Raw genomic sequence first — 12,633 nt, 5'->3', positions numbered from 1 at the left:
ATAAATGATCTATATATAATGGACGCGTAAAAAGAGCTTGTTGTTCAGCTAGTTGATAAAAAATCCCCTTGAGAAAGGCTACACTTTTCTCATTGAAACGTTGATGTAAGGCTTGTTTAGATATATCTGCGCCAGATAAGCGCGTGATCGTTGCACATAACTTACTCAATCGTTCAGAGCCAACCGTTTGTTGCATAAAAGCACAAATACTTAGAAAATCCTCTGGCTTTAATTTGTTTTGGCGTTGAACAAAGCCAATTTCACGCGCCCATTGACGCACCTCAGAGACTGATAACACCTGATGAATGCCTTGAATAAATGGCTCCATTTCTTTCTTGAAACGCATCGAAACTCCCTCCAAATAAATTTTCCTTATCCGTTAGGGTATCGTATTTTTCTAGTTCTTTAAACCGTAGTGCTTAGCTTGACGGCTATGGGGCACAACCTCAGCTATCTATAGAAGCAAAGTTCGCTTCTATAGATAGCTGAGGTTTGTGGGATTGCGATTACTCATCCCATCGAAAACATTTGCTGTTCCCACAGGAGTCTCAACCATTTGCTTCCTTCGTTCTAGCGGTCTAAATTGAAATATAAAATTGGAACATTTGACAAGCCTACCTTGTCGCTATAGTGTAAGTAACTTCCATACACAATAATCATGTAGTATTTCTAATTCAAACTAGCTGTAATTCGGAAACTCGTGCTGTTCCTATAGGATAAGGAATGCTTCGACAGTGATAGAGAGCTTGTTTTCTATCTTATTTGTAATTTACGACTCAAGAAAGGATACAACTATACTAGTGATTGAAATATACGTAGACTCCTGTGGGAACAGCACGGAAAGCGAAGTATATTTCAAGAGCGGTATGCTACGTCTCAATTTCTTTCAGGTTCGAATATTTAAACGTAACATCGTTTACGAAAAGAATTCATTAAAAAACCTCGCAAAGCTAATTTGCGAGGTTTTCGTTTATTAAAATGCCCATGCGCCTTTTCGGAAGACTGCTTCTGTTGTGCCGTCAGCACTTACGCCATCGATGTCTAAATCACCTGATCCGATCATGAAATCAACGTGTGTCAGACTATCATTTACACCATGTTCATCTAACTCTTTATCATTCATAGCTGATCCGCCCTCCAAATTTGTTGGATAAGCTTTTCCTAGTGCGATATGACATGATGCATTCTCATCATATAAAGTATTATAAAAAATCAAACCAGACTGTGAAATCGGCGATGCATGTGGTACTAGTGCTAGCTCTCCTAGTCGACTAGATCCTTCATCGGTATCAAGTAAATGTTTGAGTGTTTCAAGACCTTGTTCTGCTTTGAAATCGACAACCTTACCTTCTTTAAAAGTCAGACTGAAATTATCTATCATGTTTCCACCATAGATTAATGGTTTCGTACTTGCTACTGTACCATTCACGCCATACTTATGTGGTAATGTGAACACTTCTTCAGTAGGCATATTCGGATTAAAAGTCGTTCCTTCTGATGTTTTAGCAGAACCGCCTTTCCAAACATGTCCTTTTGGTAAGTCAAAACTAATATCTGTACCTGGCGCTTTAAAAACCAATTTAGTGTATTGCTTTTTATTTAACACTTCTCTTGCGTCTTTCAATTTTTTATTATGTTCATCCCATGCTGCAACAGGATCTTCTTTATCCACACGGACAATTTTAAAAATTTGTTCCCAAAGGCTTTCCTTTGCATCCTCTGTTGACTTTTCCGGGAATATCTTTTGTGCCCAATCACCTGTTGGAATGGAAATAATTGACCATGCAATCAAATCATTCATAATATACTTACGAAATTCCTTCATTGCTTCCGCGCTTGCCTTTTGCGCTTTTGCGACTTTTCCTGCATCAACATCTTTTAACAAATCCGGATTGGTCGAACGAATTGACAACAACGCCGCTCCATCTTTTGCGAATGCCAACTGTTTATCAATTTTCCATTGTGGGATCGTTGTTAACACTTCTTCTGGCGCATTTTGATATTTTAACAGTGTTAACGCATCATCTTCCCAATTTACAAGCACATCTTTCGCACCTAATTCATACGCTTTTTCAACAACAATTCGCGTGAAATCTGCTCCTTCAATTGATGAATTAACCATCAACGCTTGCCCTTTTTGTAAATTAACTCCGGTACGTAAAGCTAGTTCTGCATACTTTTCTTGCATTTGTAGATCTGACATGACATTCCCTCCATTTATGTATCTCTATATTGCTATTAAATAAGTATATGAGATAAACCATGTACTTATTTAATTATAGCTTTTACTTATACATGCATTATTATGATTCACTTGCTTCAACGAGTAAAGATAGCTCTTCCCAGCGTTCCATCTTCTGTTCTAAATTCGTCTCCAGTTCAACTTGCTTATCAAAATAAGTTTGAACCTTTTCTGCATCACTGCCAGAATCGATAATAGCTTGTTTAACACCTTCTATTTCTTCTTCTATACTCTCGATTTCATTTTCAATTTGATCCCATTCTTTTTGATCATTATATGATAATTTTTTTCGTTTAGATCGAGGGTTTTTAACATCTGTTTTCTCAGCCTTTGTTTTCACTTGGCTCTCTTGCGTTTTCTGATCCATAAATGTACTATAATTACCATAAAAATGCCCAATCTCTCCAGGCGCTTCAAATGTAATTAATTGATCAACCACACGATCTAAAAAGTAACGATCGTGTGAAACGGTTATAACAACACCCGAGAAATAATCCAAATAATCTTCTAGAACACTTAATGTTTGTGTATCCAAATCATTTGTTGGCTCATCTAATAACAAGACATTTGGTTCTTCCATTAGTACTTTTAATAGATAGAGCCTTCTTCTTTCTCCACCAGAAAGTCTTCTAATATACGTCCACTGATGTGCACGGGAAAATAGAAAGCGTTCTAGCATTTGTTCAGCCGTAATTGTTTCTCCATCTTTTGTATGGATAACCTGTGCTGTTTCATGAATATATTCAATCACACGGGAATCCTCATCCATCTGACTGTGATCCTGTGTGTAATAACCAATTTTAACTGTAGGGCCTACATCTATATCTCCTGTATCTGGCTCTATTCTCCCAGCGATCATATTTAACAACGTCGTCTTTCCACTTCCATTAGCGCCAATAATACCAATTCTGTCGCCTGGATTAACTAAGAAGTCAAAGTTCCTAACTAAATGTTGGTCCTCATACGCTTTACTTATACCATTTATTTCAAGAACTTTTTTACCCAATCGTTTTGTTCCTGCTTGAAAATTCATCGATTGTTTATCGGTATTAAAACGCTCTTCTTTCATTTCCTCCACGCGATCAATTCGAGCTTTTTGTTTTGTTGAACGCGCCTTTGCCCCTCGTCTTAACCATGCTAATTCACGTTTTAGTGTGTTGGCATGTTTTTGTTCACTCTGCATTTCTAATGCTTCCCGTTCCGCTTTTTTTTCTAGGAATGTTTCATAATTACCTTGGTAACGGTACAATGTCGCATTGTCTAGTTCATATATTCTATTAGTTATTCGATTTAAAAAGTACCTATCGTGTGTTACGAGCATGATCGCACCTTTGTATTGCGGTAAATACGTTTCCAACCATTCAATCGTTTGATTGTCTAAATGGTTAGTAGGCTCATCAAGTATTAATAAGTCAGCTGGTTGTATTAAAGCTTTCGCCATAGCTACACGTTTCTTTTGACCACCTGATAAGTTTTTAATCTGCTGATTAAACATGGTAATACCTAACTTGGTTAAAATTGTTTTCGCAGTTGTACTCGCATCCCAAGCATCTAGTTGATCCATTGTTTGTTGCGTGTTTAACAATGCATTTTGCAAATCGACGTTTGTCGCATCAGCTTCAAGTTGTAATAGTAGTTGCTCGTAACGACGTAATACAACCATTACATCAGCATCACCTGCAAATATTTCTTCTAAAATAGTATTTTCCTCTTCTAGTACAGGTTCTTGCGTTAAATACGCCACTTGAAAATCTTTAGCGTGATGAATCACTCCTGCATCTTTTTGTTCCGTTCCTGCTAAAATCCGTAGTAAAGTCGATTTACCAGTGCCATTAACACCAATCAATCCAATTCGTTCTTGCCTACTAATAGAAAAGGCAATTGACTCAAACAACACTTTATCTCCATATGATTTCGTTACATTCTCAACTGCTATTATTTCCATTATATTCACCTTTCAATTAAAAACATCTCTACTACTAAGTATAGTACAGAGATGTTAGGAGCACAAACAGATACAATGCGTTTATCATTAATTTTAAGAAATTACGATTTGATAGTGAATATGAAATGGATCGACCATTTCGTTTGCATGACTTACTAATCCTTGTTGCACTAATCGTTGATAATCCGTTTTATTCATTTTCAGCGACGCTTTTTTCAGACCGATTGTTCCCTTTTCTTGCGATGGTATACCTACTCCATTCCACGTGTTTAGCCCAATGTGATGATGATAGCCTTCTCCCGCTACGAATAATACTTGATCCCCCATTGCAATAGTCGGATTCAACCCGAGTATATCCACGTAAAAGGCTCGGGCTTTTGCGATATCTGATACATGAAAATGCAAGTGTCCGATTACTGTTCTATTTGGAAATCCTGCCCATGTTGCTGTATAGTCACGAAATAAATTTTGAACATCCAGTGATTTTGTTGGCGCATGAATTTTACCATCCGTTTGATATTTCCAATTCTCTTTATGTCGATCAGCATAAACTTCTATTCCAATATCATCTGGATCTTGTAGGTAAATGGCTTCACTAAAGTCATGATCGGATGCTCCGATAAGCGGATATTCCTTTTGTAATATATGCTTTAAAAATGCAGCTAAATCTTTTCGCTCTGGTACCAAAATTGCAAAATGATACAATCCAGCAGATCGCTCATTGGCCTGCAATGCGTTGGTATTTTCTTCTAGTTGGACAAGTATGACACCATCTTCTGTTCCAAGCTTAGCAATTTTAGTTGTTTGTTCAATAAGACTTAACCCTAATACTTGTGTATAAAAATCAATAGAACGCTTTAAATTCTTGATCGTTAAAAACACTGTCTCAATTTTGAACTTCTCGATTGAGAAGGTAGCCATGTTTACGTCAACCCTTTCCTATGCTATACTTTAATAGTTACTTTTAGTAAGTAAGTTTATAGTAGTGATAAACATCAGTCAATATTTTCCCCTTTTTGTAAAATTGATTATACTATGTAATCAGGAGTGTGAATATAAATGAAAGAATTATGTCCAAGGTTTGAAAAAGCGATGCAGCTTTTCGGAAAAAGGTGGGTTGGCCTTGTTTTGTTTGAATTATTAGAAGGTCCAAAACGCTTTTCTCAAATGGAAACAGAGCTACCAATTAGTGGCCGTTTACTCTCTGAACGACTTAAAATGTTAGAACAAGAGAATATTATCGAGAGAAGGGTATACTCTGAATTCCCTGTCCGGATTGAGTACATTCTCACTGAAAAAGGTAAGGCATTAAAGCCTGTAATTAATGACATTCAAAATTGGGCAGAAGCATGGGTAACAGAAGCTGAAGTAGCCACTGTTAAAGAGGATTTATCAACCAACTAATACTAGTAAAAAGAAGCAAAGAAATAGAACCCCTAATTTGAGGGATTCTCTCCGAAGCGACTTTTTTCATTCCAAGGGAAGGCTGTGCCAAATGTTCTAGCCAATTCCTTGGATTTTTTTCTTCTCTCTTTTCGTTGGTTAGCTCGTTCTGCCGCTTCAGCATGTAGCCATTTCTCTTCACTTGATTCTGGATAGACACCTGGCACTGCAGTAGGCTGATTATTTTCATCAATTGCAACCATTGTTACATATGCCGTTGCACATACTTTTCGTTCTCCACTCATTAAATTCTCTGTAACAGCCTTGACAAAAACCTCCATCGACGTTTTGTGCGCCCATGTTACAATTGCCTCAAGACAGATTGTGTCACCCTCTTTTACTGGGTATAAAAAATCAACTGAATCAATTGAGGCTGTAACAACTAACTTTCTAGCATGCCTTGTCGCGCTAATAGCAGCAACGTCATCGATATGTGCCATTAATTGTCCACCGAACAACGTCCCATGTCCGTTCGTATCAGATGGAAGTACATGCGTTGTTTTTACAGTTAAAGATGCCACACAAGGTTTGTTGTTCATGGTATTCCCTCTTTTCTTATAAAATAGGAGCTATTAAACGTGCAATCGACTCTTTGAATCGAATCCATAACGATCGGTTGTTGTAAACATCCGTTGTCAATTGGGATGAATGCATCATATCTTTTTGAAATTCACTTACTAACTGTTGTGCAATATCTTCGCTATATAAAAAAGCATTCACTTCAAAATTCAAACGGAAACTACGTACATCTATATTCGCGGTTCCAACTGAAGCTATTTTACCATCAACAACAATCGTTTTGGCGTGCAAAAAACCTTTTTGATAAACATAGACTGTTGCTCCAGCCCTAAGTAAATCGCCTATATTAGAATACGTTGCCCAATAAACAAAGGGATGGTCAGGTTTATTGGGAATCATAATACGGACATCTACACCTGAAAGTACAGCAATTCGAAGCGCATCTGCTAAGCTTTCGTCTGGAATAAAGTACGGTGTTTGTATATAAATATAAGATTTTGCTTTCATAATCATCTTCATGTAGCCATTTTTTATTTGTTCCCATTCTGAATCTGGACCACTCGAAACAATTTGCATCCCAACATTACCTTTTGGAGTCGCCTCATAATAGCGATCTTCATAAAGAATATCATGTCTTGATGCTTGATTCCAATCTAAGATAAACCGTGTTTGCATATTTCGAACAGATTCACCGATAACTCTTAAATGGGTATCTCGCCAATAGCCAAACCGCTTATCTTCACCAAGATACTCATCTCCAATATTAAAACCACCTATATAACTGATTTTACCATCAATTATTGCTAATTTACGATGATTTCTGTGATTTATTTTAAAATTTATTTTAGGAATGAGTGACGGAAAGAAAGATTCAACTTCGACACCTGCGTCACGCAACTTCTGTTTATAATTACGCGCTAACTTTCGAGAACCCATGTCATCATAAAGAAACCGAACTTGTACGCCTGCTCTCGCCTTTTTCATTAATACATCAGCAATCCTTTGTCCGAGATGATCACTTCGCACAATATAATAAACTAAATGTATATGGTCTGTTGCTGTCTCTAAATCTTTTATAAGTGCATCAAACTTTTCTCTACCATCTGTAAAAATTCCAACATCATTATCTTGGGTTAAAATCGCATCATCATTACGTAAATGTAAATAAAATAAGTCCTTGTATTCTTTGATACTTTCTGGAATAGGGAAACTACCCTCTTCTATTAATTGCATTTGATTTTCAGCCGCATGTTTTACACCTAATCGACTTTTATTATCCCAGATAAACAGCTTCTTGTTACTTAGTTTGCGACCAAAAATAAGATATAAAATAAAACCAGCAACTGGTATAAATAAAAGAACCATTAGCCATGCCCATGTTGATGTTGCACTTTTACGCTCTAAAAAGACAATTGCAAGTGCTAAAAATATATTAAAAACTAGAATAAACCCTAATACAATTGGTGTGATGCTCATTATAATTCATCCCCCCTACACAAAACTTTCTCTTCATAATATAGCATAAATTCAATTCACATACTTACTTTGCTGTTTAGCTTTGCAATATGAAGCCTGTCCTTTTCATTGCTTTTTTGTCCTTTCCGTCGTAGACTTATGCTTATTCTTTAGAAAAGCCGAGGGGACATTATGACAAATAAGGAATTAAAAATCGGAATCTTTTTTGCAACATTCGCTTATATTCTATGGGGTTTTTTACCGATTTATTGGAAAGCTGTTGGCGATATATCTGCTGGTGTAATCCTCTCCCATCGAATTATCTGGTCTTTTATATTTATGATTCTTTTACTTCTTATAACTAGAAAATGGCATAGCTTCATTCGAGAATGCTACACCATTATACATAACAAAAAGAAACTTTCAGGACTAATCTTAGCTTCTTTCGTTATCAGTGGTAATTGGTTAATATTCATTTGGGCAGTCAACAGTGATCACGTAATTCAAGCTAGTCTGGGCTATTACATTAATCCATTATTAAGCATTTTATTAGGCATTGTCGTCTTAAAAGAAACACTCAATAAATGGGAGGTTTTCTCTGTTGCATTAGCTGGAATTGGAGTATTATACTTAACAGTTCATTATGGTGTATTCCCTTGGATCTCTTTACTTTTAGCCTTGTCGTTTGCTATCTATGGTTTAGTGAAAAAGGTCGTTGATATTCCATCTTTATACGGTTTAACTTTGGAAACCTTTATTGTATTCCCATTAGCTTTACTTTATTTAGCCATGCATCCAGCAGATTCTGGCTCGCTAATAAATATGTGGTATTCACCTCTCACAGCAGGATTGTTGATGGGGGCTGGAGTTGTAACAGCTGTTCCTTTATTACTATTTGCTAGCGGGGCAAAACGGATCCCTTTATCAATGATTGGGTTTTTACAATACATTGCGCCGACACTGATGTTAATCATTGGCGTATTTGTCTACAAAGAGGCATTCACGTCCGCACATCTAATCGCGTTTGTATGTATTTGGACAGCACTCGCTATTTATACACTGTCTAAAATAAGATCCTTTCGTAATAATCGTAGAAAAGCCACTCTTTAAATTCTCTACAAAAGCGAAGGGCCTGCCCCTCGCTTTTAATCAATATCAATATAATGATCTGTTTTCGCTTTTTTCGGTCCACGAACTTCTAAGACTCCATTTTTATAACTTGCACTTGTTGTCCGTTTATCTACCACATATGGTAATTGTACGGTTCGTTCTGCCTGTCTGAAACGACGTTCCCTACTGTAATAGGCTTTCTTTTCATCTTTTGTATGCGTCGTTGCTTCCTGATTCACTTTAATTTTCAAACGGTCTCCTATTACATCAATATGAATATCTTCTTTACGTAACCCTGGTAAATCAACTTGCACTATCCATTCTTTTTCATTTTCATAAACATCTACAGATAAACGTGTTGATGGTAGTGAACCACTTTTTTGAAAAAAAGCATCAATTGAATCCAACATACCGTTTTTGGGTCGATCAGCAAATATACCGTCCATCTTCCGAATAAATTCTTGCCCTGCTTCAAAAAACTCTGATTTCTTATTATCTGGCTTATTTTCCATAAATCATAAACCTCCCTAACCATATCTTCTCCTTTTAGTATATGCAAAGCCCATTCACATGTTATAGGCAATACTATTCATTTTTACATTTCACTATATTCATTTAACAGTTTGATTGCTAACTGGCTTTATTTACTTTGAGTATCTTGATGTGATATTTACTTGGAATTACTATTGCTAATTATTGTTTGTGTAACATATAATGAAGGATAGACTAATAAAATTTCATTTATTTATAAGTGATTTATTTTGTCTTCTTTTTTTGTTTGATGTTATGCTTGAAAGAAGAATGTTAGTTGCAAAACTATAATATAGCAGGTGTGGGATAATGAATAGAAAAAAGATTTGGCTATTGCTTGGTGTAGTATTTCTCTTATTACTTATAATTGGATTTGTTTTCATGTCACAAAACTCCAACTCCACTTCCAATCAAACCGCTGAAATCGAACCGGAAGAGGAAAATATAGAAGAAGTCATTGATCAAGTACAGGAAAAAGATGAAGAAGTTGAAAATGAAGAAAATAGTAGCATTTCTAATAATTTAAAGGATGCTGTTGAAAATACAATCGGCTTATTCCTACGTAACGATTACAAAGTCGTGGCAATAGGTGATTCCTTAACACAAGGCGTAGGAGACGCAGCTGATAATGATGGTTATGTTGGCAGAATAGAAGATGCATTTTCTAATGAAGAACAACGTGTTTCTTTCGATAATTATGGTAAGCGTGGGAATCGATCCGATCAATTACTAAAACGTTTGGAAGATAAGGAAATAAGAGCATCATTAGAAGAAGCTGATATGGTACTACTAACAATCGGAGCAAATGATATCATGAAAGTTGTTAAAAGTAACTTTATGAATCTTAATGAAGAACCCTTTATTGCTGAACGATTAGCTTATGAACAACGTTTACAAGAAACTTTTGATATTATGCTAGACTTAAGCCCAGATGCTGAGATCTATTTAATTGGTTTTTTTAATCCTTTTGAAGGCTATTTTGATGACATTGAAGAACTCGACGGAATTCTAAGTGATTTTAATAATACTGGACAGGAACTAACGACAGAGAATCAACAAACGCACTTTATTCCTACAAATGATTTATTTCAAATAGATGATGTTGATCTCTTAGCTGATGATAATTTTCATCCAAACGCTACAGGATACACACTTATTGCTGAACGAGTTCTAACCTATATTCGCCCTACCATTGAAGCAGCACACGAAGAAAGCGAAAATGAGGAAGAGGCAAGTGACGCACCATAAGAGGGCAGAAAGGTGAAACGATACTATGCAACAAAGAAATTGGCGATTTTTATTTATAAGTTTACTCAGTTTAAATGTATTCATTATTATAACTTTATTCATTTTAATTTTTTCCCCTACACCCGGCAGTAATGCACTACCGGAAAAGGAATATATTGAAGATGAAGCAGGAGCAGAGTTCACTGTTCGATCTAGCAAACAAAATTTAACTGAGCTGGTCAATCAATATATCGATAAAGCTTTAAATGATGAAGATGGAAAGTATTCTATTCAACTGAACGAAAATGTACAAATTTTCGGTTCTGTTGAGGCTTTTGAAAAAGACATTCCTATCTCTATTGAGATGGAGCCAGTCGTGCAAGAAAACGGTGATATCATTTTAAAACAAACTGAAATGTCATTGGGTTTGTTGAATTTGCCCAAAAATAAAATTTTAGAATATGTGGCTAAAGCAATAGATGCACCAGAATGGGTTATTATTGACCCTGATAATGAAGAAATCTATATTGCGATTACACAAATGGATATAAAAAGTAACTTTAAAGTGAGAGCACAACAAATAGATCTAGAAAATGACCAAATATCATTCCGAATTAAAGTTCCAACCGCAACATTAGGATTATAAATAAAAAATAAGCGAACTATGGTAGAAAGTTACTCTGACCATAGTTCGCTTATTTTTATTAGTCAGGGTGCTTTTATTGATATATCGCCAAGGTCACTTGAGACTTCTAGTGTTGGTTCACCTGTGCCTTTTTCCAACTCTATATCTTCTCCTCCTGCACGGTTGGTTACATCAAATCCTTCTACATTAACTTCACCAACACTACTCTTAATATCTAGTGTGTAATTAGTTGGTTTGTCAGATAGTTGTACTTGTACATCACCCATATCAGACTCTATCTCAATGTCATCTTTCCAATCTTTCATCGAGAGTTCAACTTCACCAAGATCACTTTTAATATCCCATTCTCCTACTGCTTGTGAAATTTTAATATCTCCTACATTTGACTTTACCGAAGCAACTTTACTACTAATGCTATCCAGTTTAATATCTCCAACATCTGCTTCCACTTCAACTGTATCAAACTTGCCATAATTAACCGTAATCTCCCCAACATTAGAAGTTATATCGAGTTGATTAAATTGTTCACCTGGCACCAGTATAATCAGTTCTACATATTCTAAATCTTTAAACACTGTGAAAAATTTTGATATAGGATTATCTCTTTTTACATCAATTTGCAACTCATCATGATCTTCTTCTACATGTAAGTCTAATTCTTTATTGTTATCACTACCCATTCCATTTAATGAAATATGAATATTTGAATCAGGGCTTTCCTCTATCTCTATATCAACAACGTCAACTTCAATATCTATTTGTTTAATATTGGCGGCATTCACTACGCTTTCTTCTATCGATTCCGCAGAACCTGTTCTCGTTTCATTTAAAACGAATGAAAAAATCTGATCACGGTAGGTGAACATTCCTATTAAACCAATGACCAGTGTTAAACAAGCAACTAGAGCTACTTTTTTCAACATATTTTTACCCCCTTATCATTCGAACATTCCATAATATATATTTCATAGTAAGCCTATAAAACAGCTTTGTAATTGGAATCATAGCAATGCCAATTAGTACTCCTATACTTGTCAATGTTAAGACAATGAAGAACGTTGCCAAGTCACCTCGATCTGACTGAATGAAAAGGGAAACTATCCATGCCACAGGTGCTAGTGTAAAGGAGATAGCCACAGCCCATCCACTAAGCCAAATTGAAAACAAAGCTACCGCCGGCCCCGCCACAACTATTAAGTTTATCAAAAATAATATGATGCCAATAATAAACGACCGAGTCAAATGCGTTGGTGATTTACGCTCATAAGTTGTAGTCGTCTCTTCATCACCCATTTGCATGTGTTGACTAGTTGCTAATCTGCTTTGCGCTATAGCAAATGGACTTCCTAGTTCGAGAACTACATCCTGTTCTGTTTTCCCATCGATTTCACCAATCTTAAAATGATCAGTATAGTCTTCTAAAATATCTTTCCTTTCAGAAATAGATAAATCTCTTAAATGATAATCCAATTCCCTCATGAATCCACGTTTATCCATTTGTCTCTCTCCTTTACG

At 35.9% G+C, this 12,633-nt stretch carries 12 protein-coding genes and 1 pseudogene; 4 read left to right on the top strand and 9 right to left on the bottom strand.

Going from position 1 to position 12,633, the window contains the following annotated elements; all coding sequences use genetic code 11:
* The 4 genes and pseudogenes from D2K62_RS06225 to D2K62_RS06210 all read right to left on the bottom strand — a co-directional run.
* Positions 1 to 346 (bottom strand): annotated as a pseudogene (locus tag D2K62_RS06225) (IS4-like element ISHaha1 family transposase); the annotation flags it as partial.
* A gap of 627 nt (positions 347 to 973) precedes the next feature.
* Entirely contained in the window at positions 974 to 2,203 is a 1,230-nt protein-coding gene (locus D2K62_RS06220; protein WP_117161105.1) for an aminopeptidase, read from the bottom strand.
* Positions 2,204 to 2,303: 100 nt separating this feature from the next.
* On the bottom strand, positions 2,304 to 4,187 hold the full coding sequence (locus D2K62_RS06215; RefSeq protein WP_117161104.1) for an ABC-F family ATP-binding cassette domain-containing protein: 1,884 nt from the start codon (positions 4,185 to 4,187) through the stop codon (positions 2,304 to 2,306).
* A 93-nt stretch (positions 4,188 to 4,280) separates the two neighbouring features.
* Positions 4,281 to 5,108 carry a VOC family protein gene (locus tag D2K62_RS06210; RefSeq protein ID WP_117161103.1) on the bottom strand — a complete coding sequence of 276 codons (828 nt, stop codon included), beginning with the start codon at positions 5,106 to 5,108 and terminating at the stop codon, positions 4,281 to 4,283.
* Between the two features lie 138 nt (positions 5,109 to 5,246).
* On the opposite strand from D2K62_RS06210, the gene D2K62_RS06205 reads away from it, so the two are divergent.
* The gene (locus D2K62_RS06205; RefSeq protein WP_112182259.1) at positions 5,247 to 5,591 is read left to right on the top strand and encodes a winged helix-turn-helix transcriptional regulator; all 345 of its coding nucleotides are present in this window, start codon (positions 5,247 to 5,249) and stop codon (positions 5,589 to 5,591) included.
* A gap of 32 nt (positions 5,592 to 5,623) precedes the next feature.
* Here the strand turns inward: D2K62_RS06205 and D2K62_RS06200 are convergent, their stop codons facing one another.
* Both D2K62_RS06200 and cls read right to left on the bottom strand, forming a co-directional pair.
* A complete protein-coding gene (locus tag D2K62_RS06200; RefSeq protein WP_112182260.1) occupies positions 5,624 to 6,169 on the bottom strand; it encodes an acyl-CoA thioesterase in 546 nt (181 codons plus the stop codon).
* A gap of 16 nt (positions 6,170 to 6,185) precedes the next feature.
* The gene (gene cls / locus D2K62_RS06195) at positions 6,186 to 7,625 is read right to left on the bottom strand and encodes a cardiolipin synthase (RefSeq protein ID WP_117161102.1); all 1,440 of its coding nucleotides are present in this window, start codon (positions 7,623 to 7,625) and stop codon (positions 6,186 to 6,188) included.
* A 171-nt stretch (positions 7,626 to 7,796) separates the two neighbouring features.
* Between cls and rarD the strand changes: the two genes are divergently transcribed.
* Positions 7,797 to 8,714, top strand: coding sequence for an EamA family transporter RarD (rarD, locus tag D2K62_RS06190; RefSeq protein WP_112182262.1), 918 nt, complete (start codon positions 7,797 to 7,799; stop codon positions 8,712 to 8,714).
* 35 nt (positions 8,715 to 8,749) lie between these two features.
* Here rarD and D2K62_RS06185 read toward each other — a convergent pair whose 3' ends face one another.
* On the bottom strand, positions 8,750 to 9,226 hold the full coding sequence (locus tag D2K62_RS06185) for an Hsp20/alpha crystallin family protein (protein WP_112182263.1): 477 nt from the start codon (positions 9,224 to 9,226) through the stop codon (positions 8,750 to 8,752).
* 328 nt (positions 9,227 to 9,554) lie between these two features.
* Between D2K62_RS06185 and D2K62_RS06180 the strand changes: the two genes are divergently transcribed.
* Together D2K62_RS06180 and D2K62_RS06175 are read left to right on the top strand one after the other, a co-directional pair.
* Complete coding sequence (locus D2K62_RS06180) at positions 9,555 to 10,493, top strand: SGNH/GDSL hydrolase family protein (protein ID WP_112182264.1); 939 nt, start codon at positions 9,555 to 9,557, stop codon at positions 10,491 to 10,493.
* A 25-nt stretch (positions 10,494 to 10,518) separates the two neighbouring features.
* The gene (locus D2K62_RS06175; protein WP_112182265.1) at positions 10,519 to 11,118 is read left to right on the top strand and encodes a YpmS family protein; all 600 of its coding nucleotides are present in this window, start codon (positions 10,519 to 10,521) and stop codon (positions 11,116 to 11,118) included.
* A gap of 62 nt (positions 11,119 to 11,180) precedes the next feature.
* Here the strand turns inward: D2K62_RS06175 and D2K62_RS06170 are convergent, their stop codons facing one another.
* Together D2K62_RS06170 and D2K62_RS06165 are read right to left on the bottom strand one after the other, a co-directional pair.
* Positions 11,181 to 12,041: a DUF4097 family beta strand repeat-containing protein gene (locus D2K62_RS06170; protein WP_112182266.1), complete on the bottom strand. Its 861-nt coding sequence runs from the start codon at positions 12,039 to 12,041 to the stop codon at positions 11,181 to 11,183.
* Between the two features lie 4 nt (positions 12,042 to 12,045).
* Positions 12,046 to 12,615 (bottom strand): DUF1700 domain-containing protein, encoded by a 570-nt coding sequence (locus D2K62_RS06165; protein WP_112182267.1) that lies wholly within the window; start codon positions 12,613 to 12,615, stop codon positions 12,046 to 12,048.
* Positions 12,616 to 12,633: the final 18 nt, after the last annotated feature.

The sequence above is a fragment of the Paraliobacillus sp. X-1268 genome, from assembly GCF_003426095.1.
GTDB lineage: Bacteria > Bacillota > Bacilli > Bacillales > Amphibacillaceae > Paraliobacillus_A > Paraliobacillus_A zengyii.
Note: the sequence above shows the minus strand (reverse complement) of the source record. Positions and strands in the feature narration are given on the sequence as shown.

Bases quoted from the DNA above. Each gene is read 5' to 3' on its own strand.
- D2K62_RS06220 (WP_117161105.1), bottom strand. From the start codon at position 2,203: ATGTCAGATCTACAAATGCAAGAAAAGTATGCAGAACTAGCTTTACGT.
- D2K62_RS06215 (WP_117161104.1), bottom strand. From the start codon at position 4,187: ATGGAAATAATAGCAGTTGAGAATGTAACGAAATCATATGGAGATAAA.
- D2K62_RS06210 (WP_117161103.1), bottom strand. From the start codon at position 5,108: ATGGCTACCTTCTCAATCGAGAAGTTCAAAATTGAGACAGTGTTTTTA.
- D2K62_RS06205 (WP_112182259.1), top strand. From the start codon at position 5,247: ATGAAAGAATTATGTCCAAGGTTTGAAAAAGCGATGCAGCTTTTCGGA.
- D2K62_RS06200 (WP_112182260.1), bottom strand. From the start codon at position 6,169: ATGAACAACAAACCTTGTGTGGCATCTTTAACTGTAAAAACAACGCAT.
- cls (WP_117161102.1), bottom strand. From the start codon at position 7,625: ATGAGCATCACACCAATTGTATTAGGGTTTATTCTAGTTTTTAATATA.
- rarD (WP_112182262.1), top strand. From the start codon at position 7,797: ATGACAAATAAGGAATTAAAAATCGGAATCTTTTTTGCAACATTCGCT.
- D2K62_RS06185 (WP_112182263.1), bottom strand. From the start codon at position 9,226: ATGGAAAATAAGCCAGATAATAAGAAATCAGAGTTTTTTGAAGCAGGG.
- D2K62_RS06180 (WP_112182264.1), top strand. From the start codon at position 9,555: ATGAATAGAAAAAAGATTTGGCTATTGCTTGGTGTAGTATTTCTCTTA.
- D2K62_RS06175 (WP_112182265.1), top strand. From the start codon at position 10,519: ATGCAACAAAGAAATTGGCGATTTTTATTTATAAGTTTACTCAGTTTA.
- D2K62_RS06170 (WP_112182266.1), bottom strand. From the start codon at position 12,041: ATGTTGAAAAAAGTAGCTCTAGTTGCTTGTTTAACACTGGTCATTGGT.
- D2K62_RS06165 (WP_112182267.1), bottom strand. From the start codon at position 12,615: ATGGATAAACGTGGATTCATGAGGGAATTGGATTATCATTTAAGAGAT.